Source organism: Blastocatellia bacterium (assembly GCA_025055075.1).
Classification (GTDB): Bacteria; Acidobacteriota; Blastocatellia; order HR10; family HR10; genus HR10.
The window spans coordinates 12,782-37,349 of record JANWYV010000018.1; the positions used below are offsets into that span (position 1 = coordinate 12,782).

The 24,568-nt window shown below is 62.1% G+C and carries 18 protein-coding genes; 13 read left to right on the forward strand and 5 right to left on the reverse strand.

The genetic code is table 11. From position 1 onward, the window contains the following. The first annotated feature begins 160 nt into the window (after positions 1–160). The 5 genes from NZ746_04865 (at position 161) to NZ746_04885 (ending at position 4,619) form a co-directional block, all read left to right on the forward strand. Positions 161–343 (forward strand): hypothetical protein, encoded by a 183-nt coding sequence (locus NZ746_04865; GenBank protein ID MCS6816697.1) that lies wholly within the window; start codon positions 161–163, stop codon positions 341–343. A gap of 263 nt (positions 344–606) precedes the next feature. Beyond that, the gene (gene rfbB, locus NZ746_04870; protein MCS6816698.1) at positions 607–1,626 is read left to right on the forward strand and encodes a dTDP-glucose 4,6-dehydratase; all 1,020 of its coding nucleotides are present in this window, start codon (positions 607–609) and stop codon (positions 1,624–1,626) included. Continuing rightward, entirely contained in the window at positions 1,623–2,489 is an 867-nt protein-coding gene (rfbD, locus tag NZ746_04875; GenBank protein ID MCS6816699.1) for a dTDP-4-dehydrorhamnose reductase, read from the forward strand. Before rfbB ends, rfbD begins: the two co-directional genes overlap by 4 nt. Further along, on the forward strand, positions 2,473–2,856 hold the full coding sequence (locus tag NZ746_04880) for a phosphomannose isomerase type II C-terminal cupin domain (GenBank protein MCS6816700.1): 384 nt from the start codon (positions 2,473–2,475) through the stop codon (positions 2,854–2,856). Before rfbD ends, NZ746_04880 begins: the two co-directional genes overlap by 17 nt. Then, positions 2,853–4,619, forward strand: coding sequence for a bifunctional transaldolase/phosoglucose isomerase (locus NZ746_04885; protein MCS6816701.1), 1,767 nt, complete (start codon positions 2,853–2,855; stop codon positions 4,617–4,619). Before NZ746_04880 ends, NZ746_04885 begins: the two co-directional genes overlap by 4 nt. A gap of 19 nt (positions 4,620–4,638) precedes the next feature. On the opposite strand, the gene mazG is transcribed toward NZ746_04885, so the two are convergent. From mazG to NZ746_04900, 3 genes are read right to left on the reverse strand one after another with little or no spacing between them, the layout of a single operon-like run. Next, positions 4,639–5,448, reverse strand: a complete 810-nt coding sequence (mazG, locus tag NZ746_04890; GenBank protein ID MCS6816702.1) for a nucleoside triphosphate pyrophosphohydrolase — start codon at positions 5,446–5,448, stop codon at positions 4,639–4,641. A gap of 2 nt (positions 5,449–5,450) precedes the next feature. Next, positions 5,451–6,635: a lipid-A-disaccharide synthase gene (lpxB, locus tag NZ746_04895; GenBank protein ID MCS6816703.1), complete on the reverse strand. Its 1,185-nt coding sequence runs from the start codon at positions 6,633–6,635 to the stop codon at positions 5,451–5,453. After that, positions 6,632–8,602 carry a SurA N-terminal domain-containing protein gene (locus NZ746_04900; GenBank protein ID MCS6816704.1) on the reverse strand — a complete coding sequence of 657 codons (1,971 nt, stop codon included), beginning with the start codon at positions 8,600–8,602 and terminating at the stop codon, positions 6,632–6,634. Before NZ746_04900 ends, lpxB begins: the two co-directional genes overlap by 4 nt. Before the next feature lie 172 nt (positions 8,603–8,774). Between NZ746_04900 and NZ746_04905 the strand changes: the two genes are divergently transcribed. The 7 genes from NZ746_04905 to NZ746_04935 all read left to right on the forward strand — a co-directional run bounded on the left by NZ746_04905 (position 8,775) and on the right by NZ746_04935 (position 20,388). Then, a complete protein-coding gene (locus tag NZ746_04905) occupies positions 8,775–9,818 on the forward strand; it encodes a rod shape-determining protein (GenBank protein ID MCS6816705.1) in 1,044 nt (347 codons plus the stop codon). A 1-nt stretch (position 9,819) separates the two neighbouring features. Further along, entirely contained in the window at positions 9,820–10,674 is an 855-nt protein-coding gene (gene mreC / locus NZ746_04910) for a rod shape-determining protein MreC (GenBank protein MCS6816706.1), read from the forward strand. A gap of 96 nt (positions 10,675–10,770) precedes the next feature. Beyond that, complete coding sequence (gene mreD / locus NZ746_04915) at positions 10,771–11,337, forward strand: rod shape-determining protein MreD (GenBank protein ID MCS6816707.1); 567 nt, start codon at positions 10,771–10,773, stop codon at positions 11,335–11,337. A 4-nt stretch (positions 11,338–11,341) separates the two neighbouring features. Then, positions 11,342–13,324: a penicillin-binding protein 2 gene (gene mrdA / locus NZ746_04920; protein MCS6816708.1), complete on the forward strand. Its 1,983-nt coding sequence runs from the start codon at positions 11,342–11,344 to the stop codon at positions 13,322–13,324. Beyond that, on the forward strand, positions 13,324–14,451 hold the full coding sequence (gene rodA / locus NZ746_04925) for a rod shape-determining protein RodA (protein MCS6816709.1): 1,128 nt from the start codon (positions 13,324–13,326) through the stop codon (positions 14,449–14,451). The genes mrdA and rodA overlap by 1 nt, the downstream gene beginning before the upstream one ends. 112 nt (positions 14,452–14,563) lie before the next feature. Continuing rightward, positions 14,564–16,774, forward strand: coding sequence for an Rne/Rng family ribonuclease (locus NZ746_04930; protein MCS6816710.1), 2,211 nt, complete (start codon positions 14,564–14,566; stop codon positions 16,772–16,774). A 194-nt stretch (positions 16,775–16,968) separates the two neighbouring features. Continuing rightward, positions 16,969–20,388 (forward strand): TonB-dependent receptor, encoded by a 3,420-nt coding sequence (locus tag NZ746_04935; protein MCS6816711.1) that lies wholly within the window; start codon positions 16,969–16,971, stop codon positions 20,386–20,388. Between the two features lie 281 nt (positions 20,389–20,669). On the opposite strand, the gene NZ746_04940 is transcribed toward NZ746_04935, so the two are convergent. Continuing rightward, positions 20,670–21,956 (reverse strand): thioredoxin domain-containing protein, encoded by a 1,287-nt coding sequence (locus NZ746_04940; protein MCS6816712.1) that lies wholly within the window; start codon positions 21,954–21,956, stop codon positions 20,670–20,672. Between the two features lie 59 nt (positions 21,957–22,015). Then, positions 22,016–22,939, reverse strand: a complete 924-nt coding sequence (locus NZ746_04945) for a CPBP family intramembrane metalloprotease (protein ID MCS6816713.1) — start codon at positions 22,937–22,939, stop codon at positions 22,016–22,018. A gap of 139 nt (positions 22,940–23,078) precedes the next feature. Between NZ746_04945 and NZ746_04950 the strand changes: the two genes are divergently transcribed. Continuing rightward, positions 23,079–24,557 (forward strand): aminotransferase class I/II-fold pyridoxal phosphate-dependent enzyme, encoded by a 1,479-nt coding sequence (locus NZ746_04950; protein ID MCS6816714.1) that lies wholly within the window; start codon positions 23,079–23,081, stop codon positions 24,555–24,557. Positions 24,558–24,568: the final 11 nt, after the last annotated feature.

Sequence of the window (24,568 nt, forward strand, 5' to 3'; positions counted from 1 at the left end):
GCGCCAGAGGCGCGAGCCCGGAGAAAAAAGTTGTTGACATTTCGGGGGAAACGGGTTATAAGATAGGCCAAGATGTTGGGGCTGATCTTTGATTGTGCACAAGCGCAAGGTGACCACAGGATATTGTGGTCGCCGAAAATCTCAGCAAGGAGAGGGGACGATGGCGAAGAAAGCGACAGCGAAGAAGACCGCTGCGAAGAAGACCGCAGCCAAGAAGAAAGCTGCGGCGAAGAAGACCACGAAGAAAGCCGCGAAGATGACGGCGCGCGCTTCGATGGCGAAGTTCGCCACGAAGAAGAAGGCCGCCGCCAAGAAGACCGCCAAGAAAGGAGGCAAGAAGTAACATGCCGGCCAAGAAGAAAGCGACCAAGAAGAAGGGCGGCAAGAAGTGAGGATCTCCGAGCGCATCTGGCTCCGGCGCTGACGTCGGTCCGCTGCGGAAGCGCTCGGTGAGGATTTTCGAAAGCGGCTTTCTCACGCTAAGGGGGATGGGATTCCCATCCCTTTTTTTGTGTCCTCTGGGGGCACGCGCGCGACGTGGGCCTTCCACGTCCGGATGCGCTAGAATTACGCCGTTGGTCAATACGCGCGGAGGAGGGCATGTCCGTGAAGTTGTTCGTCACCGGAGGGGCGGGATTCATCGGTTCGAACTTCATTCGCTACATGCTCGGGACGCATCGGGATTGCGAGATCGTGAATTTCGACAAGTTGACCTACGCCGGGAACCTCGACAACGTGCGCGATGTGGCGGATTCCCCCCGCTATCGGTTCGTGCGCGGAGACATCTGCGATCCGCAAGCGGTGCTCGCGGCCTTGGAGGAGGGGACAGATGCGATCGTGAACTTCGCCGCGGAGACGCACGTGGACCGGAGCATTGAGGAGGCGGCGCCCTTTGTGCGGACGAACGTTCTCGGCGTTCAGGTTTTGCTCGATGCGGCGCGCGTGCGTCGAGTCGCGCGATTCGTGCAGATCTCGACCGATGAGGTGATGGGGAGCTTGGGGCCGACGGGCTACTTCACCGAAGAGAGTCCGCTGCGACCCAACAGCCCGTATGCGGCCAGCAAGGCGGCGGCTGAGCTGCTCGTTCGCGCTGCTCATCGCACGTTCGGGATGGACGTCCTCATTGTTCGCGCGGGGAATAACTATGGGCCTTATCAATTCCCCGAGAAGCTGATTCCGCTGATGATCACCAACGCCATGGCCGATCTCCCCCTCCCGATTTATGGAGATGGCCAGCACGTGCGCGATTGGATTTACGTCGAAGACTATTGCCGAGCGCTGGATGTGATCCTTCGCCAAGGGCGAGCGGGAGAGATCTATTGCGTGGGCGCGCGCTCGGAGCGGACGAATTTGGAGGTCGTGGAGTTGATCTTGGAGTTGCTCGGCAAGCCGCGATCGCTCATTCGATTCGTCGAAGATCGTCCCGGGCACGATCGGCGCTATGCCATTGATCCGAGCAAGGTCGAGCGCGAGTTCGGGTGGCGGCCGCAGGAGACGTTCGAGAGCGGATTACGGAAGACCATCGCGTGGTATTGCGCGAATCGCGCGTGGGTGGAGAAGGTGCGCAGCGGCGAGTATCAGCAATATTACGAGCGGATGTACGGACGGCGGAGGGTGATCGGATGAAAGCGCGCGTCCTCGTCGTCGGAGCAGCTGGACTCTTGGGGCGCTACGTCGTTCGAACGTTCGCCCGCGAGCACGAAGTATGGGCCATGCGACGCGCGGATCTCGATGTGCGCGACCGCGAACAAGTGGAACGCGTGTTGCGCGCCGTGCGCCCGCAGGTCGTCATCAACTGCGCGGCGATCTCGGATGTGGACGCATGCGAACGGGATCCCGAGCTGGCCTTCCAAGTGAACGCCGAGGGGCCTCGACACTTGGCCGAAGTCTGCTGCGAGATCGAAGCCGCGCTCGTGCAGATCAGCACCGATTATATCTTCGACGGCCACAAGCGCGAGCCGTACACGATCGCCGATCCCCCGCGCCCGCTCAATCGGTATGGAGCGTCGAAATGGGCCGGGGAAGAAGCCGTACGGCGGACGTGGGCGCGGCACTATATCGTCCGAGTGGCGCGCCTTTTCGGCTTCGGCGGTCGGAATTTCGCCAGCTCGCTGCCCGAACGACTGCGCGCGAGGGAACCGCTGCGAGCCATTGTGGACGAAGTGGGATCACCGACGTATGCTGCGGATCTGGCGACGCGTCTCCTTGAGATCCTCGCGCGGGGACACCCAGGGACTTATCACGTCACCAACAGCGGCGTGTGCTCGTGGTATGAGTTCGCTTGCGAGGTGGCGCGCCAATTGGGATGCGAAGACGTGCGCATCGAGCCCATTCGGAGCACCGACTTGAATCGCCCGGCCCAGCGTCCGCTGTACACGGCGCTGCGGTGTCTGCTCTCGGAGCAACTGGGACTCCCAGCGCTTCGCTCTTGGTCACTGGCGCTCCGCGATTTCCTGGAGGAGGTGAGGAGCCATGGATCGCTACGTTGAGGAGCGTCCGTGGGGGAAATTCGAGGTCTTGGAGAAGGCCGATCGCTATCAGATCAAGCGGATCACGGTGAATCCGGGACATCGGTTGAGCTTGCAGTATCACCACCATCGGACCGAACATTGGGTGATCGTCGCCGGACTCGGGCGAGTGACGCGCGGCGAAGAGGTGATTCCGGTCTCGGCGAATCAGAGCATCGTCATCCCCAAGGGAGCACCTCATCGCATCGAGAACACGGGGACGGAGCCGCTCGTGTTCATCGAGGTGCAGTACGGGGACTATCTCGGCGAGGATGACATCGTGCGACTGGCGGATGACTACAACCGCGTGCCGGCGACCGTCGAGACTTCGAGCGAGGGGGGAGCATGAGGGAAGAATGGTTCGTGCCGGAAGCCCTCGCGCAAGCCGTCCGAGAGCGACTCGCACAATGGGAGCGAGATCGGATGGTCGAGCGGCTGTGGGCGGGCGAAGCCTCGATTTGGACGAACGACGGAGAGGACCGCTGGTTGGGGTGGCTGCGCGTCGTCGAGCAGGAGAAGGCGCGCGCACCAATGTACGCCGCGTTGCGAGAGAGCGCGCAACGTGCTGGGATCGCGCATGTGTTGCTGCTCGGCATGGGGGGATCGAGCTTGGCGCCAGAGGTCTTCGCTCGTGTATTCCCTTCTGGAGAAGGAGCCCCGAGGCTCCTCGTATTGGACTCGATTGATCCCGGTGACGTTCGTGCCGTCGAGGCACAGATTGATCTTCGCCGCGCGCTCGTCATCGTCTCCAGCAAGTCGGGGACGACGCTGGAGTCGAATCTCCTGCTGGAGTATTTCCTCGCTCGGATGAAGCGCGCGCTCGGGCCAGAGCGCGCGGGCGAGCATTTCCTGGCGATTACTGATCCGGGGACTCCGCTGAGCGAGATCGCCGTGCGCGAGGGATTTCGACATTGTTTCTATGGGCTTGAGAGCATCGGGGGACGATATTCGGCGCTGTCGGTCTTCGGGCTCGTTCCGGCGGCGCTCATGGGCGTGGAGGTCGAGCGGCTTTTGGAGAGCGCTCAACGCATGATCCGACGATGTCGCCCCGAAGTTCCGATCGCGGAGAATCCGGGCGTCGTCCTCGGAGCGATTCTGGGCGAGTCGGCGCAGCGCGGGCAGGATAAGATCACGATCCTCGCCTCGCAGAGCCTCGCTGCCTTCGGAGCATGGCTGGAACAGCTTCTGGCTGAGTCTACGGGCAAGGACGGCAAAGGCGTCGTCCCCGTGGACGATGAAGCGCTCGGACCGCCGGACGTGTATGGTCGAGATCGGGTCTTCGTGGGGTTCCAACTCGAATCCGATTCATCGGAAGAGCGTCCCGCGGATCGCCTTCGAGCCGCCGGACATGCTCTTCTCGAACGCTCGGACATCGCTTCGCGCTCCGTTGTGGGACCTCCGATCCTTCAGCTCACGCTCTCGGACCTCTACGATCTTGGCGGGCTATTCTTCCTCTGGGAGATGGTCACGGCAGTGCTCGGCGCGATCCTCGGCGTGAATCCGTTCGATCAGCCCGATGTCGAAGCGAGCAAGGCGGAAGCGCGAGCGTTGGCTCGCGCGTACGAGGAGACGGGCGTGCTCGCGCATCCTGAGGTCCTGCTGCGCGATGGGAATCTCGTGCTCTTCGCTGACGAGGCAAATCGGCGTGAGCTGAATGCGCGCGCGGGGGAGCGTTCGCTCGAAGGGTATTTGCGCGCGCACCTAGAACGCTTGCGGGAAGGGGATTATTTCGCGCTCTTGGCCTACGTGGAGCGGAGCAACGCGCATCGGCAGCAACTTCGCCTCATTCGGCATCGCGTGCGGGATGGACGACGGGTGGCGACTTCGCTCGGATTTGGGCCGCGCTTCTTGCACTCGACGGGGCAGCTCCATAAGGGAGGGCCGAATACGGGCGTGTTCCTGCACGTGATCGGTAGCGATGCGTGGGATCATGCGATCCCGGGGCGATCGTACACGTTCGGCCTCATCAAGCGCGCGCAAGCGTATGGGGATTTCGCGGTCTTGGCCCGGCGGGGACGTCGTCAACTCGGCGTGGAGATCGAGGGAGAGGTGAGCGCTGGGCTCGCTCGATTGTGCGAGGCGATCGAGCGCGCACTCCCAGGTGCACCATGAGACAAGCAGTCCTCGAAGCTCACTCCGAGGATGAGACATCCTTTCGCTTCGCCTCTTGCCAGAGACGCTCCATCTCCTCCAGCGTGCTCTCCTCGGGCGAACGACCCTGACGCCGCAGTTCGCTCTCAATGTAGCGGAAGCGTTCCTTGAATTTCCGATTCGCCGCTTTGAGTGCCGTCTCGGCATCCAGGCCGAGGAGTCGAGCGAGGTTGGCGACCATGAAGAGGAGATCGCCGATCTCTTCCTTGAGCCGTTCCCGATTCTCGGGCATCGTCTCCATCGCGTGTTTGAATTCGGCGACTTCTTCGTCGAGTTTCTCCAGAGCGCTCACGGCGTCGCCCCAATCGAAGCCGACGCGAGAAGCGCGCTCGGCCAATTGCGTGGCCTCAATGAGCGCGGGCAATCGCGAGGAGACGCCGTCGAGAATAGACGGGGGCTCAGGCCCTCCGCGTTGGGCTTTCTCCTGCAGCTTGATCGCTTCCCAACGGCGCAGGACGTCTTCGCTCGTTCGCGCCGTCGCATCGCCGAAGACGTGCGGATGGCGCCGGGTCATCTTCTCGTGAACGTGCGCGATGACGTCCTCGATGGTGAATTCGCCTCGCTCTTTCGCGATCTTCGCGTAGAAGACGACCTGGAAGATGAGATCGCCGAGCTCCGCTTTCATCTGCTCGACGTTTCCCGTCTCGATGGCCTCGAGCAGTTCGTAGGCTTCTTCGATCGTCATCGGAGCGAGCGTCTCATAGGTTTGCTGTTTGTCCCATGGGCATCCATCGGGACCGCGCAGTTTCTCGACCAGCTCCACCAGCGCTTCGAACGATACGGTCGTCATCGCTAATCCCTCCCTACGATTCCAGGCGCTTCGGCGGTGAGGACGCGCCAAATGATCTCGGCCGCGCGACGAGCGGCTCCAGCTTCTCCCAAGCGCTTTCTGACCTCGGCCAAGTGCGCCTGCATGATCTCTCGCCGCTTCGGATCGGCGAGCAGCTCCATCATTGTCCCCGCGAGTCGCTCCGGCGTCAAATCCCATTGGATGAGTTCGGGGACGATGCGTTCTCCGGCGAGCAGATTCACCATGCCGAACGTATCGAGATGCAGGAGCGGACGGACCAGCAGGTAATTGATCGCTCGCGCGCGATAGACCACGATCATCGGGGTTCCGAGCAAGGCCGCTTCGAGCGTCGCCGTGCCACTGGTGATCACGGCCAGATCCGAGTAGGCCAGAGCGTCATAGGTCTCCCGCTCCAGGACGCGCACGGGCAGGTCCATCGGCTGCAGCGTATGACGTAGCAGGGACCAAGCCATCTCGGGGGAGATGGTTGCCGCGAGCGGGATCAGAAATTGCGCTGGCCATTGGGCGTGAAGCGCGCGCGCGGCGCGAGCGAGAAAGGGGAGGATGCGTTCGACTTCCGTTCGCCGACTCCCCGGTAAGAGGCTGATCACTGGCCGATCCGAAGACAATCCATGCTTCGCGTAGAACGCGGCCCGCGAGAGCGTCGGACGAACCACATCCACCAGCGGATGGCCGACGTATTCGGCCACGATGCCATGGCGGCGATAGAATTCGACCTCGAAGGGCAAGATGACGATGAGCCGGTCCACATAGCGACGAAGCGCCCGCACGCGATACGTGCGCCAGGCCCACACTTGTGGGCCGATGTAGTAAATCGTTCGCACGCCCATGCGTTTGAGCGGACGAAGGAGCTTCATGTTGAACTCGGGCCAATCCACCAGCAGAGCGGCCGTGGGACGTCGCTCGCGCGCGATGCGGAGCAGACGGCGATAGAGGGCGTAGAAACGAGCGAGAGCGCGGGCAATTTCCACAGGGCCGATGATCGCCGTCTCTGCGATGTCGGCCAGCGTCTCAGCGCCTTCGGCGCGCAAGGCCGGCCCTCCACAACCGAAGACAGGAAGCGCACCTTCGGGAGCGAGCGTCTTCAACGCGCGCAACACCTCGGCGGCTCGCTCGTCGCCTGAGGCTTCGCCGGCTAGGACCATCAGGGAACGCGTCGAATTCACCGCTCCGCTCGTGCCGGCGCCGAGCCGGTCATCGTCGAGAAGATCGCCTCGATGACGTCCTGATGGATGCGGATGCGCCCGTCGGCGATCATCTTCTCGCGCAGCGTCTCCAGATAGGAACGGTAGAATTGGTCGCGCTTGGTCGAGAGCACGCGCTCGCGGATGGCCTTGCGTTCCGATTCGAGCTTAGCGCGATCCGGATCACTACGCTTCGTGATACCGAAGACGACGAAATCCTTCCCGATGCGCACTGGCCGTGACGCGACGCGCGAGACCTCGAGGGCGAAGGCCATACCCTCCAATTGTTCCGATCGCTCCAAATCGGGGAGGAAGGTCCCGCGCTTGAACTCCTCTTGCGTTTTGACCTCGAGCTTCCGAGCAGCCGCGGCCTTGCGCAACGCTTCGATCGTCGGCGATTGAGCGATCAGTTGTTCGGCCAATTGGCGAGCGCGCTCGATGGCCTTCTGCTCCTGCAGCTTTCGAATGACGCGCTCCTTCACCTCCTCGAACGTCGGCGTCTTCGGTTCGCGCTTGGCGATCAGGCGAGGGATGGCATATCCATCGCTCAAGTAGATCTTGCTCCCGATCTGACCGATCTCATCGAGTTCCGAAGCCGCGCTGCTGAAACCCGAAGCGTAGTCGCCGAACTCGGGAAGATCTTCCCCAGCCGCGAAGAAGCCCGTCCGCCGCACCAGTTGTTCGACGGGCAGGTTCCCCAACTTCGGCGAGAATTCGGCGGCGACGCGACGCAGGTCCTTCACCTCATCCAGACGCTTCTTGATCTCATCGGCGAGCTTAGCAGCCTCATCCCGCTGTTTGCGCTCGCGGAGGCGTCGGACTAACTCATCGCGCACTTCGGCCAACGGCTTCCGCTGCCAGCGCGTCACCTTCAGAATGTAGAATTTCCCCTCCTCGCGAATGGGGTCGGTGACGTCTTTCTGAAAATCGCTCAGCGTGAAGACGCGCTGGCGATAGGATGCGTCCTTGGAATCTTTTTTGACGAAGCCAATGCTCTTGCCACCCAATTTCTGGAAATCCTCGGCTGGCGTCTTCTCATCGCCGCGCGCGCGTTTGACTAAGTCTTCGGCTTGGCGACGAACGTCGGCTTCGTTCTGCTCGGTGAAGGGCAACTCGATCTGACTCACGTAGGCGCCTGTCGTGTGTTCGGATTTCGTTCGTTCGTACTCCTCGCGAATCTCCGTCTCGGAGATGGAGACGGGGATGCGCGCCATAGGGATGTGGAGGTATTCGACCTGGCGCTCGAGCTGAGTGATGGCGAACTCCCCACGATGTTTCTCGAAATAGGCGCGAGCCTCATCCTCACTCACCGGGATCGCAGCGCGCAGGTCCTTCGACCGGATGACGACATAGACAAGATCCACGGCCGCGTTCTCGCGGAGGAATTCTTCCTCGACCTCGCGCGGGCTGACGTCCAGGGCAGCCGTCAAGTGATGACGCACCTTATCTCGGAGGATCGAGCGGCGCAGGTTCTCCTCGAACTCTTCGACCGTTTGGCCGCTTTGCTGGACGGCGCGGAAGTAGCGCTCGCGCCCGATGAAGCGACCGCTAGCGTCGCGGAACATCGGCAACAAGGCTTTGAAGACCTCTTCGTCAGTGGCCGAGAGTCCCCATTGCCGGGCCAAGATGAGGACGAGGCGATCTTCGATCAGCTCGTTGAGGATCGTCGAGCTGAAGGGCTTCAACGAGGCCGGGTCTTCAAAGCCACGGCCTAGGCGAGATTGAGTGAGGCGCATGAGGGCAGCACGGTATTCTCCAGCCGTGATCTTCTCCTCCATCACCTCTGCGACTACGGTGGAATCGGTGACTTCGCTCAGACCGACCGCCCGGCGATAGAGCGCTTGGCCGATGGGCATGTAGAGGATCACCAGGCCCACGACCATCATGATGGCGACGAACACCAGCAGGATATTCCGGGCGCGTTGTTTCTCGCTCAAGAATCGCAACATATGCGTCGACCTCCTCTCGTTTCGGAAGCTTTGATTGTAGACCGGGATCGGCAGATGGGGCAACCGAGAGGGATGGGATTTTTCGAGCACGCCGTTGAATGTCCCACGGGGGTATGTTAAATTGGATGCCTGAACCGTATGTTTGAAAGACCTGAGGTGGTCAGAGGGATCAATGAGCGCGTTCTCCATCTTTCGATGGTTTTCGAGCGATCTCGCCATTGATCTGGGGACGGCCAATACGCTGGTCTACGCCAAGGGCCGGGGGATCGTCGTCAGCGAGCCTTCGATCGTCGTCGTCAACAAGGTGACGCAGAAGGTGGAGGCGGTCGGTCGGGAGGCCAAGGAGATGCTCGGGCGGACGCATGCGAATATTGTGGCGATCCGCCCGATGCGCGATGGGGTCATCGCGAACTTCGAGCTGACCGAGGCGATGCTGCAGAACTTCATCCGGAAAGCCCACAACGGGCGCTCATGGGTGAATCCGCGCGTGGTGATCGGGATTCCCAGCGAGATCACGCAGGTGGAGCGGCGAGCCGTCATTGACGCGGCCTATCGGGCCCGCGCCAGCGAGGTCTATTTGGTTGAGCAATCCATCGCCGCCGCCATCGGAGCCGGGTTGCCCATCACCGAGCCCATTGGGAATATGATTGTGGACATCGGTGGCGGGACGACCGATATCGCCGTGATCTCGCTCTCGGGGATCGTTTACTCCCGCTCGATTCGGATCGCCGGCAATGAGATGGATGAGGCGATCATCCAGTACATCAAGAAGAAGTACAATCTGCTCATCGGGGAGCGGACGGCCGAGCAGATCAAGATCGAGTTGGGATCGGCCTATCCATTGGAGGAGCCGCTCTCGATGGAAGTTCGCGGTCGCAGTTTGATCGAGGGAGTGCCCAAGACGATCACCATCACGGACGAGGAGATTCGGGAGGCCTTGGCCGATACAGTCTCCACGATCGTCAATGCCGTGCGAGTGGCGCTGGAGCGCACGCCGCCGGAGCTGGCGGCGGACATCATTGATCATGGCATTGTGCTGGCTGGCGGAGGAGCGCTCCTGAAGGGGTTGGATAAGCGGCTCATGCAGGAGACGAGCGTCCCGGTCATCTTGGCCGAGGATCCGCTCTCGGCCGTCGTCCTCGGAGCGGGCAAGATGCTCGACGATATTGATTTGCTCAAGCGGGTCTGTACGAATCTGGAGCGTCTGGAATATTGACATGGGCACACCTCCGAGGGGGCGATCGGTCGTCATCGTCTTTCTCGCCCTGCTCAGCGCACAGATGCTCTTGATGTCGGCGCAGGCGCGGCATCCTCAATCGGGAGAGTCGCTGCTGCGCGTGTGGTCGGTGACGGCGGCAGCGCCCGTCCTCTCCTCGGTGCATGCGGTCGTCTCTTGGGCAGAGCATGTATGGGAGAGCTACGCGCGCGTGGACGAGGTCCAGCGGGAGAATCGCGCCTTGCGCGAGGAGGTGGCCGAGCTGCGGCGTGAAGTGGCGCGATTTCGGGAGGAAGCGCGCGAGGCCGAGCGCCTACGCCAACTGCTGGAGCTGCAACGGGAGCTGCCCGTGCGCACGATCGCCGCGCGCGTCATCGGGCGCGATACAAGCGTCTGGTTCCAATCCCTTATCGTCAATCGAGGAGCGCGCCACGGCGTGCGCTCGGGAGCGGCCGTGATCACCCCGGAGGGATTGGTCGGACGAGTGATCGAAGTCGGTCCGACGGTCGCCCGGGTGCAACTCATCACCGATGAACGGAGCGGTGTAGGGGCGGCCATTGGGATTCTGGAAGAGACGCGCGCCATTGGCGTCGTCGTGGGCAGCAACGAAGCCCTTTGTCGCATGCGATATGTGCCCGGCAGCGAGCCCGTCCGAGAGGGCGAGATGGTCTACACGACCGGTCAGGATGGGATCTATCCGCGCGGCCTTCCCATTGGCCGGGTCATCGCCGTGCGGCGTGGATCGGCGTTGGTCTCGCATGACATTTTGATCGAACCGGCGGCTCGGCTCAGTCGCCTGGAAGAAGTTTTGATCCTCCTCGAACGCCCTTCGGAGGTGCGAGTGCCCACACTGTAGATCATCGGGGGCGCCTCCCGAGCGAGGGAGAGCGCTTCGGAGAACGAGGAGAGGCATGTTCGGCTTCACCACGAGGGCACTTTCGCGAGCCGCCCTTTGGAGGTCGCTCTTCGGGGAAGTCGAGCCTCGCGCGGCGTCACAGTGAGCCTGACCAAGACGGTCGTCGTCATCATCGCGGCTTTGCTCGTGCACTTGCTCATCGTGCGGTATGTGCGCGTCTTGCGCCCGGTGGATGTGGTGTTGATCGTGACCGTGTACGTGGCATTCGCGCGAGATCCGGTGCGTGCGATGTTGGTTGGAGCGGGAGCAGGACTGCTGCAGGACGGTTTCTCCAGCGGGATCGTGGGAGCACAGAGCTTGGCCAAGACGGTCGTCGCCCTTCTGGTCTCGTTGGTGAGCGTTCGCGTGGCGTTAGATCATCTCCCGTTGCGGTTTATTGCCCTGGTCCTGGCGACGGCATTGCATGCGCTGATCTATCTTGGCCTGCATTGGCTTTTCGGGCAGAATTTACTTGGAAATCCCGTGTGGCCGACGCTCCTTGGCGAGGTGGCGTGGCTGGCGGGCGCCAACGGAGTGGCGGCCTTGATACTCTTCGCGCTCCTAGATTGGGTCTTCGCCGAGCGGGAGCGGAAGTTGGGCCGACCGGCTCGGCGCCGATGGTGACAATATGGCGAGTCGCGGGTTGGATCTCTTGGAGCGAGCGAAGGAGGTGACGGCGGCCACCGATCGCCTCACGCTCCTCCAATATCTGTTGCTGGTGCTCTTCATCGGATTGGGCGTGCGATTCTGGTCCCTGCAAGTGGTGCAGCATCAGAAGTATTTGCGCGCGGCCGAGAACAATCGCCTTCGCCTGATTCCGATCCCCGCGCCCCGGGGGGCAATCCTCGATCGGCATGGGCGCGTCATCGTGGACAATCGTCCGACGCTCAGCATCATCCTGAATCGCGAAGAACTGCGCGCTCGGGGGCGGAAGCCGCAGGAGCTGGTGGAGGAGCTGATCGCCCAAGGCTTGGCGCTCGATCGCGAGAGCGTGCGGCAGCGCTTGGAGGCGATGAGCACGCAGCCGGCCTATTATCCGGTCGTCCTCAAGGAGAACGCGACGCTGCAAGAAGTCGCATGGGTCCGAGCACGGCAGATCGAATATCCGGAATTGGACATCATGGAGCAACCGCAGCGCCGGTATCCCCACGGGACCTTGCTCGCCCATGTGCTCGGCTACGTGGGGGAGATCTCTCGCGAGCAACTCGCTCGGCCCGAGTTTCGGGACTATCGGCCTGGCGATCTGATCGGACGCGCCGGCGTGGAATTGGTCTACGATCGTCTCTTGCGGGGGCGCGACGGCTATCGGCGCGTGATCGTGGACAGCACCGGGCATGAAGTGGGCGAGATCGAGCGCGTGGATCCGATCCCGGGGCACGACATCAAGCTGACGATTGATCTCGACCTGCAGCGGGTCGCTGAGGAGCAACTCGGCGGGCGGCGCGGCGCCATCATCGCCCTGAATCCGCAGAACGGCGAGATCTTGGCCCTGGCCAGTCATCCGGCGTATGATCCCTCGCTCTTCTCGCAGCGAATCAACACGCCCGAAGGACGAGCCGAATATCGTCAATTGCTCCTTGATCCGGAGCGTCCACTCTACAATCGAGCGATTCAAGGCATCTACCCGACGGGCTCGACGTGGAAAATCTTCGTCGCCGCGGCGGCTTTGGAGGAGGGGCTCATTACGCCCGAGCGTTCGACGATTCCCTGTGGCCGAGGGATCCAAGTGGGAAATCGGTTCGTGCGATGTTTGGGATCGCATGGGATGCCGGATTTGCATCGAGCGATCGTCGTCTCCTGCGATGGATATTTCTATCGGTTGGGACTTCGGCTCGGCATTGATCGCATGGAGCAGTGGGTGAAGCGGTTCGGGTTAGGGCAGCGCACGGGGATTGATCTGCCGGACGAAGTCGCCGGGTTCGTGCCAAGCCGAGCCCTCAAGGCAAGGCTCAATCCGCGCGATCCGCGTTGGAGGGATTTCGATACGGTGATCGCTTCGATCGGGCAGGGATCAGTCGCGATCTCGCCGCTGCAGCTTGTGCGCGCGATTGGGGGGATTGCTGTCGGGGGCGTCTTTCACACGCCGCATATCTTCAAAGAAGCGATCGGGCCGGGAGGCACGACCTATACGGCGGATCGTCCGCTCGTTGTACCGCTCAGCAAGACGACGATCGAGGCGCTTCGTTCGGCGATGTGGGGAGTGGTCAACGAGGGCGGCGGGACGGGTGGGGCGGCGCGCGTCGTGGGCTTAGACGTCTCGGGTAAGACAGGAACGGCGCAAGTCGTCGCGAAGGAGAAAGCCGCAGCGGCCGCACACTTGAAGGATCATGCGTGGTTCGTGAGCTTCGCTCCGCGCGATAATCCGGAGATCGCCGTTGTCGTGCTCATCGAAAACGTGGGGTTCGGCGGGCGATTCAGTGCGCCCGTGGCCCGCGTCCTCTACGAGACGTACAAGGAGAAATACAAGCCGACGCGCGAAGTCGCCGCCGCGACATCTCCAGTGCCTGATGGCGCCCCATCAGGACATCCGTCACGGATGCCCGCGTCGCCTGTGGCGCTGGAGGCCATTCGGCGCCGATTGCCCATGCGCGCACCGAACGTGAGCCAATGATGATCACGTACCGACAAAAGCGGCGCTTCCTTCTGGATTTCGATTGGTGGCTGCTGGGCGGGGCGCTCATCTTGGCGCTGTTGGGCGTGCTGGAGATCTATAGCTCGCAACCGCAGGAAGATTTTTGGAAGCGGCAATTGCTATGGCTGGGCATCGCCCTTGTGGCTATGTTCGTGACGGCCACGGTGGACTATCATCGGATTGTCGAAGTGGCCCCGTTCATCTACGGCATCTGTCTCTTTCTGCTCGTCCTGGTCCTGCCTTTTGGGCAAGAGGTCTACGGGACGAGGGCCTGGTTGGGGATTGGGCCCTTCAGCATTCAGCCTTCGGAATTCGCCAAGATCGGCACGATCCTCATGCTCGCCCTCTTCTTGGCCGAGCGTTGGGAAGAGCATCGGCGGGAGAAGCATCCCTATCTGACGATGCGCGAGATTCTCATCGCGTCGGGGATCGCTGGAGCGCCGGTCTTGCTGATTCTGCTTGAGCCGGACGTGGGGACAGCCCTCACGTTCGTCCCGATCTTAGGCGGGATGCTCTTTGTCGCCGGATTACGACCCCGCATCATCACAGCCGGTGTCGTGGGAGTAGCCGTCGCGCTGAGCCTCGGGTGGTATTTCCGCCATCAGGTCTTGAAGCCGTATCAGGTGCAACGAATCGAAGTGATCTTTCATCCGGAGCGCGCCGATCGTCGCGGCTATGGGTACCAGACCTATCAATCCATGATCGCCGTGGGCTCCGGGGGACTCACCGGACGCGGCCTCTTTCGCGGGACGCAAAGCCGGTTGCGCTTCTTGCCGAAGGCCTACACGGATTTCATCGCGGCCGTCGTGGCCGAGGAATTGGGATTCTTAGGCATATTGGGCGTCCTCGCGCTCTATGCGTTCCTCTTGTTGCGAGCGCTCAATCATGCGAAGTTAGCGCGGGATTCGATGGGCACATTGCTCGTCACGGGGATCGTCTCCCTGTTGAGTTTTCACATCCTCATGAACCTCGGCATGATCGTCGGGCTTGTGCCCGTCATCGGCATCCCGCTGCCGCTGATGAGCTATGGAGGATCAGCCCTGGTCGCCACGTTCATCGGCTTGGGGCTGATCGCCAACGTGCGTTTGCATCGGTATGTGAATTGACGCCGCCGGTAGCGAGGGGATACGGGGGACGAGTGTGGAAGAGCCCGCCTCCGCGAAGGGCGGGCCCGAACGAATATCGGCGGCGATATCCTCACGCGGAGGGAGTTCTGCAATGGCGAAGGAGATGATCATCAGCTCCAACGACTTCGAGCGGAAGATCGCCATCCTCGAAGATGGCGTGCTCACCGAGTACTACGTCGAGCGAGTTGGCGAAAGCCAAGGGATCGTCGGCAACATCTACAAAGGGCGCGTCACGCGCGTCCTCCCTGGTATGCAATCAGCCTTTGTGGACATCGGTTTGGAACGAGACGCGTTCCTCTACGTCTCCGATGTCATCGAGATGGAGGATCTGGACGTTGAATTCGAGCCGGCGGAGCTGCTGGTCGCTTCGTCGGTCGAACGCGAGTCCAAAGTCGAAGATACCGTGGAGGAGATCCTTGAAGCGTTGGCAGAGCCGCTGGCCGCAGCGTCCGAGCGCGCGCGCGAGTCGCAAAAGACTCCTCCTGCAGAGCCGGAGCGCGAGCTGGAGGCTCTCGTCGAGAGTTTGGTTCAGGAGTTGCCTTCGGTCGAAGCGGGCGAGGAGAGCGCAGTCCTCCCCGAAGTGGACCTGAAAGAGGCGATCTTCGATGAGAAGATCACCGAAGCGTTGCATGCCGAGGAAGAGCGCATCGAACTGACGCCCGAAGAACGCGCGGAGGTCGCGGAGGTCAAAGAGTCCGCACCCTCGGAAGAACAAGCGCCGCGCGTCGGCTCGGTTCACGTGCAACTTGGTGTGTCCTCGCGACGACAGCGAATCGTGGATGATCAGTCGGATCATTTGCTGACCGAGGGCTCACCGACGTCGGAGACGGACGCTTCAGGTGAAGCGGCCTCCATCGTCGAATCGTCGCAGGAAGTAGCGACGGACGCGGACGCTACCTCTCGTGCCGAGGAGTCGACGTCGAGCGATCCGGAGGATCCGCCGCTTCCGGACGGAGAGGCATCGGTGCGCTCACCGCAGATTCGCGCGCGCCTGGCCGCGCGGCGGCGCGTTCGCCGTCGGCGAACTGGGCGCACGAGCGCCGCTGAGTCTCCGGCGAGCGAGGAGCGCGCGGAGGCGAAGCCGACGATCACCGAATTGCTCGAAGAAGGGCAGGAGATCCTCGTGCAGATCGCCAAGGAGCCGATTGGCACCAAAGGCGCGCGCGTGACGACGCACATCACCCTCCCGGGGCGATACCTCGTCTATCTGCCGACGTTCGAGCATGTGGGCGTCTCGCGGCGGATCACCTCCTCGACCGAACGCGCGCGCTTGCGTCGGCTCGTCAGCGAGTTGCGCGCGCGGCAGAAGATCGCCGGGGGCGTGATCGTGCGCACGGCCGCCGAAGGCTGTGGCGAGGCGGAATTACTCGACGATCTGCTCTACCTCTACCGCACTTGGGTCGACATTCGCACACGCGCCGAGCGTGCGCGCGCGCCGCAGCTCATTCATCGCGAGCTGGATCTGGTCGAGCGCATCCTGCGCGATCGCCTCTCGGATGACTTCACGGCCATTCGCGTGGACGATGAAGACGACTATGCCCGCATCGTCAACTTCGTCGCCCGCCTGCAACCCAAGCTGCTCCATCGGGTGAAGCTGCACACGCGACCGACGCCGATCTTCGAGGACTACGGCATTCAGGCGGAGATCGAGAAAGCCATTCGCCCGCGGGTGTGGCTGAAATCCGGGGGGTACATCGTCATCAATCAGACGGAAGCACTCGTGGCCATTGATGTGAACACGGGGAAATTCGTTGGCAAGACGAACCGCTTCGAGGATACGATCACGCGCACGAATATTGAAGCGGCGCGAGAGATCGCGCGCCAGATCCGATTGCGCGATCTGGGTGGGATCATCGTCCTCGACTTCATTGACATGGAGGAGCGGAAGAATCGGCAGAAGGTCATGCAGGTGCTGGAGGAAGAGCTGCGGAAGGATCGCGCGCCGACGAAGATCCTGCAGTTCAACGATTTCGGCTTGGTCGCCATCACGCGCAAGCGCGTCAAGCAGAGCCTCGAACGGACGCTCTGCGAACCGTGCCCCTATTGTCACGGGAGTGGATTGGTGAAGTCGCCGCAAACCGTCTGCTTGGAGATCCTGGATGAGGCCAAGCGTATGGCGCTCGCGCGAGAAGTCGAAGATGGCAAAGAGGTCATCGTGCGCGTCCATCCCGAAGTCGCGCGCGCGCTGCGCGAGAAGTATCCGAAGCTCCTCGAAGAGGTCGAGGCCTATCTCGGCGGCAACGTGACCGTCAAAGCCGACCCCTTGATCCATCAGGAGCAGTTCGACATCGCGCTGGTGTGAGGCACAGGGTCCTCGCGCGAGCCTGAGCGCGCGCGTGGGGACCTCGTTGACCTTCACTGAAGGTGTGCCCTGCACGATCGGAGCAACCCTCCTCGCCTTCAACGCCTGCGAATTTCCGCATTGAAGTTCCCTCGAGGTTGTGATACGCTTAGGCCGACCACCGAGCAGGTGAGGCCACTATGGAGGGGAGAGGTATGAGACGAGCGCTCGTTTATTGGGCCTTTCTTTTCCTCGGGGTGTATTTGACAAGCCCCACTGCGATCGCCGCTCGGCAAGCGCAGGCGGCTTCGGCGGATCTCACGGGCACCGTACTCGATCCGCAAGCGCGTGTGGTCGTTGGGGCGACCGTGACGATCCGAAATCAAGCGACGAATTTCTCGCGCACGGCCACGACCGATGAGGCCGGACAATTCCGCTTCTTAGCGCTTCCTCCCGGGCGATATGAGGTGACCGTCGAAGCGCCGGGCTTCGCCAAAGTCGTGAATCCGAATGTCGTGTTGACGGTCGGACAGAGCGCGGAGTTGAACGTCCGACTGGAAGTCGCGCGCTTGGGCGAAGAGGTCACCGTTGAAGCGGGGGCGGAGATCATCGAGCGCACGCGCACGGCCGTTGTGGAGACGATTGATCAGCGTCGCATTGACTATCTGCCGATCAATGGGCGGAACTATCTCTTCTTCGCCCTCACCAGTTCGCTTGTGACCCGCGATAATGCACCGGCCATTGGTCCGGCGCCGACGTCCGGGCTCAGCTTCGGCGGGCAGCGCGCGCGCGGCAACAACGTGCAGGTGGACGGCGTGGACAACAACGACAACTCGGTGAACGCCGTGCGGGCGACGGTCTCGCAGGAAGCCGTGCAGGAGTTTCAGATCATCGCCAACAGCTACAATGCCGAATTCGGGCGGGCTACTGGCGGTGTCATCAATATCGTCACGCGCTCGGGGACGAACGAGGTGCATGGCAGCGTCTTCGGCTTCATTCGCCATCGGTCATTCCAGGCCACGAATGCCTTCTCGACGGAGCCGGATCCGGCCTACACGCGCGTGCAAACGGGGGCGACGCTCGGCGGTCCCTTCGTGCGCGATCGCCATTTCTATTTCTTCTCCTACGAGACGACGCGACGTCAGGAGACGGGTTTCTCCACAATCGGACAGGGGAATTTCGATCTCGTGCCGGTGACCTTCGGTGGCACGACGGGGCTCTTGACGCGAGAGCAAGCGGCATTCGTCGCAAATCCGGCGGTGCCCGAGCCGTTGCGCGCGGCCTACTTCCGTACGGTTGCGGCTGCTTCGGCGACGGCTCTCTTTGGCAGTCCGCTCGGTCCTGGGGGGCCGCGCATCTTTCCCACCGGTCGCCCCTTGCCTCCGGGATTTCAACCGCTTCGTCCATTGGGGCAGAACTATCCGATCTCGCAGAAGGTGAGCTTCTATCTGGCGAAATTCGACCATCAGCTCTCGCCAGCGCATCGGCTCACGACGCGGCTCTCGGTGACGCCGAGCACGACGACGGGCATTCAGACGACGTCGCAGAATCAACCCTTCGGACAAAACGCCTTCTCGCGCACGGCCATCGAGCAATTCCGCGATCTCGCCTTCGCCGCGCACATGACGAGCGTCTTGGGGGGGAACATCGTCAACGAAGCGCGCTTTCAAGCAGCGCGCCGTGGCCTCGGTCTCAAGCCTCAAAGCACGCGAGTCGCCGTCAACATCGCCGGGTTCGCCTTCTTCGGACAAGAGGCCTTCTCTCCCTTGGATCGCGTGGAGAAGCGGTTCCAGTGGATGGATAATCTCTCCATCGTTCATGGCTCGCACAGCTTCAAGTTTGGGACCGACATCAACTACATTCCGTTGCGGGCTGATTTCTACCTCTACTTCGGCGGGGTCTACAACTTCGGGCCGCTGCCAGCGTCGGTCCTCGACCCGAATCTGCGTCTGGCGCCGCCGCTGACGGCGGTACAGGCATATGGGCTCGGACTGCCGCAGAACTTCATCCAGGGATTCGGCGATCCGCACGTCGCGGGCTCAAACAAGACACTGGCCGTCTTCGGTCAGGATAGTTGGCGGCCGCGTCCCAATCTGACGATCAACTACGGTGTGCGGTATGAGGTCGAGCTGACGCCTTCGCTCCCGCCGCCTACGCCTCTCTCGGCTGAGGCTCAGCGCGTTTTGGGCTTGCTCGAAGGTATCGCGCGCGACTACAACAATGTGCAGCCTCGGTTCGCTCTGGCCTGGGATCCGAGGAACACGGGAAAGATGGTGATTCGCGCCGCCTACGGGATCTTCCACGACAAATCGTTCCTGGCGACGTTTGCGAATGCGCGTGTCGCCAATGGCACGCGCCATCTGGTGCTCCCTATCGGCACGCCCGCGCCGACGAGCCTCAACGCCGCCTCGGTCTTTCAAGGTGTGCTCGTCTTCCCCGGCTATCTGCCGAACGAACAGCGCTTCGATATCAAGACGCCAGCTTTCCAAACCCAAGAGGGCATCTTGCAGGTCAGTCCTCTGCTTCCGTTCATGTTGCCGACAGCGCGCGGGAACGTTCTGCCCTATGCCCAGCATGCCAATCTCACGATCGAACGGCAGCTCTTCTCCGACGTGAGCGTCAGCGTCGGTTACCTCTTCGTGAAGGGGACGCACCTGAATCGGCCGCGCGAGATCAATCCACCGCTCGTCCCGCTGCTGCTCCGGAATCGAGATCGCGCTGTGCAGCTTGGGCTCATCCCACCGGGGACGAACCCGCTGCAGGTCACTGTCTTCGATCCAGCGAGTGGCGTCGTGCCGACGGCTTTCTTCAACTTCTTCCGTCCCTCGGGCCCCAATTTCGCGCTATTGCAGCGCGCGGGGATCGGACGCGAACAAGCCCTGCAGATCGCGCGCGCGCTCGGCTTGCCGCAGGGACCGGGCGTCTTCATCCCCTATGCGCAGATCGTCCTGCAGGAGACGGCCGGCAGTTCCACCTATCACGGCTTCTCGCTCAACATCAACAAGCGCTACAGCCGGAATTTCCAATTCCTCGTGAGCTACACCCTCTCGAAGGCGATCGACGATTCGACCGATCTGCAGTCGCAGCTCATCCCGCAGGATAGCTTCCGCGCGGATCTGGAGCGCTCGCTCTCGAATTTCGATCAACGACATCGCTTCGTCCTGAGCGGCGTCTTTCAGAGCCCGTATCGGCGTTCGGACAGCGGATTCTGGAGGAAGCTGCTGGCCGATTTCACCTTCGCGCCCATCTTGGAGCTCTCGTCGGGACGTCCCTTCACGATCTATCTTGGGCAAGACAACAACTTCGACACGAGCCCATACAATGATCGGCCGAACTTGGTCGGACCGCCCACGCGCGAGCGGCCGTTCGGCGTCTTCGCCGTCCCGCCCGAAGGACAGATCGGGAACCTCGGGCGCAACACGGGCATGCGTCCGGGATTCGCCAGCCTCGACATTCGGCTCACGCGCTCGTTCTTCCTCACCGAACGATGGCGCTTGGACGCCATCTTCGAGATGTTCAACTCCTTCAATCGCGTCAACGTGAGCGATGTGAGCAATAACTTCCTCACGGCGGGACAGCCGACGGCGGCCTTCGATCCGCGGCAGATTCAGCTAGCCCTGAAACTCGTCTTCTGACGCGCGACGCTTTGCCCCCTCGCGGCTTTAGATGCCGCGAGGGGGATCCCCCGAAAGGACGACGAGGCTCGCAGTCTTGGAGATCTCATCTCGCTAGGTCGTTCACGCTTGAGAAACCTCGGTCGGGATTCCATCGAGAGAGCAACCCTCAATTCCTCTTGGCCTCTTCGCGGCAGTGCGCGAGCAAGTGCGGGCATCGAACGTCTTTCCCCTTTGGCAGAGACATCAGGGCCATCGTTCGCTCAGGTCTGAGCGCTCTAGACGGCTCGAAGTACGAGCCTTCATCTTCCTGGGCTCATCGGACCGGAAGGGGATTGGAGCAGAGCGGCGACGAAGGATTCCAAGCGTTCGACGGGCTGATAGCCACGGATGAGACGACCATTGATAATGAGCGTGGGCGTGGAGTCTACGCCGGAGCGTTCGGCGAGGGAGATGTCTCGCGCGAGCTGTCGCTGAATCTCGGGGTCTTGTGCGACGCGCGTGGGATCGAGTCCATAGCGGCGCGCGATCTCGTGGATGCGCTCCAGCGTGAGCGATTCTTGTGCGCGCCAGATCTCGGTGGACCATGCCTCGAAGGCGCCCCGCCGCTGCGCCTCGATGGCCAGTTGCGCCAACAGACAGGCGAACGAATGGGCCGTTCGCGTCAACCGCAAGTTGCAGGCTTGATCGAGGGGATAATGTCGGTAGATAACCCGCACCTGGCGCGGGCGACGCGCAAGGAGCTGTCGCAGCGCTTCTGTTTGCAGCTTGCAGTAGGGGCATTGGAAATCGGTGAAGTAGACGATCGTGATCGGCGCTCCTGGACTTCCGAAAGTCGGACTCAACGGGCTGGGAGCCGTCACGTCGGTCGCCTCGGCGACGGGGCGCGCCTTCTCTTCCAGCATCCTCTTCGATTCCACGGGAGTCGGAGGCGGTGACGGACGCGCATACCAGTTCAGAGGAACGATGAGCAGCGCACCGAGCGCAACCGAAGGCCAGAGTGGGCGCAGGATCACCGCGCGCTCTTTGGCGACACGCGCGCGTCGCAGCAGATGAATGCCGAAGATGAGCAGCCCCAGATCAGCGATCCAACTCACCGCGCATCCCAGACACAGCGCGCGCAGGTGCACGAGCGAGACGAAGGGCAAGATCGCTAATCCGATAACGAAGGGCACGATGAGCAACAGTGTGGAGACCGCATAATCTGAAGGTGCGGTCGGCCAGCGTTCTCTACGCTCTCGTATCGTGCGGCGCAAGACGCGCGTCGTATGCACGATGAGCGCCAAATACCCCCCGGCGCCCCAAACGGCCAAGGGGAGTCCGAAGAGCCGACTCCAGGAAGAGGCCGCTACGCGATCGCAATTGATGAGTTCGCTCACGTTGCAGAGCGCTTGATCGCCAGCTCCGGAGAGGAAGAGCTTATAGTGCCACGTGAGATAGAGCGCTGAGAGCAGTCCGAGCGCGGCGGCGCGTCGAATCCACCGATAGGAGCGCAAAAGCGCTTCCACTTCGGGATTCGCATCACGCGACTTCTCCGATCGCGCGACAGCCTTGCCCGAATGTGCCGATTGATGCTTCTCTCGCTTCATCGGGGGCAGAGTATAACAACCTCACCCGAGGGTTTTCAACGCATTGCCGGGCGCGCGCTTCATCCTCGAGCGAGCGGTTCATGGGTCTCCTCGTGTGGGCGAAGGCGCGGGGTTCGCCAGAGCCACAGGCTCGCGCCGATCAACACGACCGTCACCAACACACCGCCCTCTGGGCCATAACTCCCGCCGGTGAGCCACGCGGGACCGGTTTGGGATGCGCGGAAGAGGGATGTGCCAATGCGCTCCTCGATGCCGCTCACGGTTAGGCCATAGATGGTGCTCATCGTGAAGTTCCATCCGGCATGCAGTCCGATCGGGAGCCAGAGCCGATGAGTCTTCATGTACGCGATCGAGAGCCAGACGCCGGCCAACACCGTATTGAAAACACCTAGCGCCGAAGCGTTTGGATTCCCCGCGTGCCCGAGTCCGAAAAGCAGCGAGGGCGCGCTCACGGCGAGCGTCGGTCGCACGTCTAGAAGCAGCGTCTGAAGCGGATACCCGCGAAAGAGGAATTCCTCGAAGGCCGCGGCCACATTGAAGAAGAAGAAGGCCTGGAGCGTCCCGCTCGCCGTTTCGGCGGCAGGGCGTCCCTCCCACTGCAGGTCCACATGACCGAGAGGCAGTTCGATGAGGACAACGATCGTAATCATCAGCGCCGCGAGACCGAATCCGACGAGATACTCGCACCATCCGCGCTGGCGCCATTGATAGCCGAGGCTTTGAAAGGGACGCCGATCGAGCCATCGCAGGCACACGGCTGAAGCCAACAGCGTCGCGCCAAGAAGCGTGCCGTAGGCGAGGAGTTGAAAACCGAGGGCGTTCATTCGCTGAGGAGGAGCGTCACCCGTTGGGAGGATATCATAGGCGAAGCTGAGGAGCACTCCTCCAAGAGGGCCGAGCACGAGAAAGAGCGCGAAAAATATGAGCACGCGCCACCCGGCGCGCACGCGTCCAGCAGCGTTGAAGAGGATCGTTCTGGCCATCATCGCGCCTATGGTGTGGCAAAAGCGGCGGGCTGTCAATGCGGCGTGAAGTCTGGGGAAATGAGAAGCGTACTCGCTTGAACTTTTCCACGGGCGGCTCTACACTACGACTATTTGAGCCATCGTGGGAAGGAAGCATATGGAACGCGCTATGGCAGGAGGGGCGGTATCGGACATGCCCCTGGAGGACTTCCGGCGGTTCGGGCATCAAGTGGTGGAGTGGATCGCCGATTACTTGGCCGGAATCGAACGCTACCCCGTTTTGGCGCGCGTTCGTCCGGGGGAGATTCGACAGCGCTTGTCCGCGCATCCGCCTCGCGAGGGGGAATCGTTGGAGGTGATCCTGCGCGATTTCGAACAGGTCGTGCTGCCGGGGATCACGCATTGGAACCATCCGGGCTTTATGGCCTATTTCGCGATCACGGGATCGGGACCAGGAATTCTCGGCGAGCTGCTCGCCGCGGCGTTGAACGTGAACGCGATGCTGTGGAAGACGTCGCCGGCAGCCACCGAATTGGAACAAGTCGTGCTCGATTGGCTGCGACAGATGCTCGGGTTGCCACCGGAGTTCGAGGGCATCATTTACGATACGGCTTCGATCTCCAGTCTGTGCGCATTGGCCGCGGCGCGCGAGGCCTTGGGATTAGGCGTGCGCGAAGAAGGATTGGCGGGGCGAGCGGCGTTGCCGCGCCTCCGTATCTATGCCTCCGAGGAAGCGCATTCCTCCATCGAGAAGGCGGCGATCGTCCTTGGCTTTGGGCAAGCAGGCGTGCGGAAGATTCCGACCGATGAGGCCTTTCGCATGGACGTGAGCGCGTTGGAGCGCGCCATTGAGGAAGACCGTGCGATGGGATGGCGACCGTGTTGCGTCGTGGCGACCGTGGGCACGACGTCTACGACGAGCAGCGATCCGGTCCCGGAGATCGCGCGCGTGTGCGAACGCTATGGGGTGTGGCTGCATGTGGATGCCGCGTATGCCGGAGCGGCAGCGATCGTGCCGGAGTTTCGGCACGTCCTGGACGGATGCGAGCGCGCGGATTCGCTCGTCGTCAATCCGCACAAGTGGCTCTTCACGCCAATGGATTTGAGCGCGTTTTACTGTCGGCGCATGGACGTGCTGCGGCGCGCCTTCAGTTTGGTGCCGGAGTATCTCCGCACGGAGGAGGAAGGGGTGCGAAACTTCATGGACTACGGACCGCAATTGGGACGCCGCTTTCGCGCCTTGAAGCTGTGGATGGTCATTCGGTATTTCGGGCAAGAGGGATTGGCGGCGCGCATTCGCGAGCACATTCGCCTCGCTCAGCAGTTCGCCGCATGGGTGGATGCTGACCCTGATTTCGAGCGCGTGGCGCCAACGCCGTTGAGCACGGTCTGTTTCCGCGCGCGTCCGCAAAGCCTCGCGTTATCGGAGGCCGACTTGGATCGCTTCAATGCCGCGTTGCTGGAGGCGATCAACGCCACGGGGGAATGCTTCCTCTCGCATACGCGGATACGCGGACGACTGGCGTTGCGCCTGGCGATCGGGAATGTGCGGACCAATGAACGGCATGTGCAGCGCGCGTGGGAGTTGCTGCGCGCGCACGCGGCTCGTCTTCGGTCCGAATGGCCGAAGGCATGAAGAAGGAGGGG

Coding starts and splice junctions, on each gene's coding strand:
- NZ746_04865 (MCS6816697.1), top strand. CDS start 161: ATGGCGAAGAAAGCGACAGCGAAGAAGACCGCTGCGAAGAAGACCGCA.
- rfbD (MCS6816699.1), top strand. CDS start 1,623: ATGAAAGCGCGCGTCCTCGTCGTCGGAGCAGCTGGACTCTTGGGGCGC.
- NZ746_04880 (MCS6816700.1), top strand. CDS start 2,473: ATGGATCGCTACGTTGAGGAGCGTCCGTGGGGGAAATTCGAGGTCTTG.
- NZ746_04885 (MCS6816701.1), top strand. CDS start 2,853: ATGAGGGAAGAATGGTTCGTGCCGGAAGCCCTCGCGCAAGCCGTCCGA.
- mazG (MCS6816702.1), bottom strand. CDS start 5,448: ATGACGACCGTATCGTTCGAAGCGCTGGTGGAGCTGGTCGAGAAACTG.
- NZ746_04900 (MCS6816704.1), bottom strand. CDS start 8,602: ATGTTGCGATTCTTGAGCGAGAAACAACGCGCCCGGAATATCCTGCTG.
- NZ746_04905 (MCS6816705.1), top strand. CDS start 8,775: ATGAGCGCGTTCTCCATCTTTCGATGGTTTTCGAGCGATCTCGCCATT.
- mreC (MCS6816706.1), top strand. CDS start 9,820: ATGGGCACACCTCCGAGGGGGCGATCGGTCGTCATCGTCTTTCTCGCC.
- mrdA (MCS6816708.1), top strand. CDS start 11,342: ATGGCGAGTCGCGGGTTGGATCTCTTGGAGCGAGCGAAGGAGGTGACG.
- rodA (MCS6816709.1), top strand. CDS start 13,324: ATGATCACGTACCGACAAAAGCGGCGCTTCCTTCTGGATTTCGATTGG.
- NZ746_04930 (MCS6816710.1), top strand. CDS start 14,564: ATGGCGAAGGAGATGATCATCAGCTCCAACGACTTCGAGCGGAAGATC.
- NZ746_04935 (MCS6816711.1), top strand. CDS start 16,969: ATGAGACGAGCGCTCGTTTATTGGGCCTTTCTTTTCCTCGGGGTGTAT.
- NZ746_04940 (MCS6816712.1), bottom strand. CDS start 21,956: ATGAAGCGAGAGAAGCATCAATCGGCACATTCGGGCAAGGCTGTCGCG.
- NZ746_04945 (MCS6816713.1), bottom strand. CDS start 22,939: ATGGCCAGAACGATCCTCTTCAACGCTGCTGGACGCGTGCGCGCCGGG.
- NZ746_04950 (MCS6816714.1), top strand. CDS start 23,079: ATGGAACGCGCTATGGCAGGAGGGGCGGTATCGGACATGCCCCTGGAG.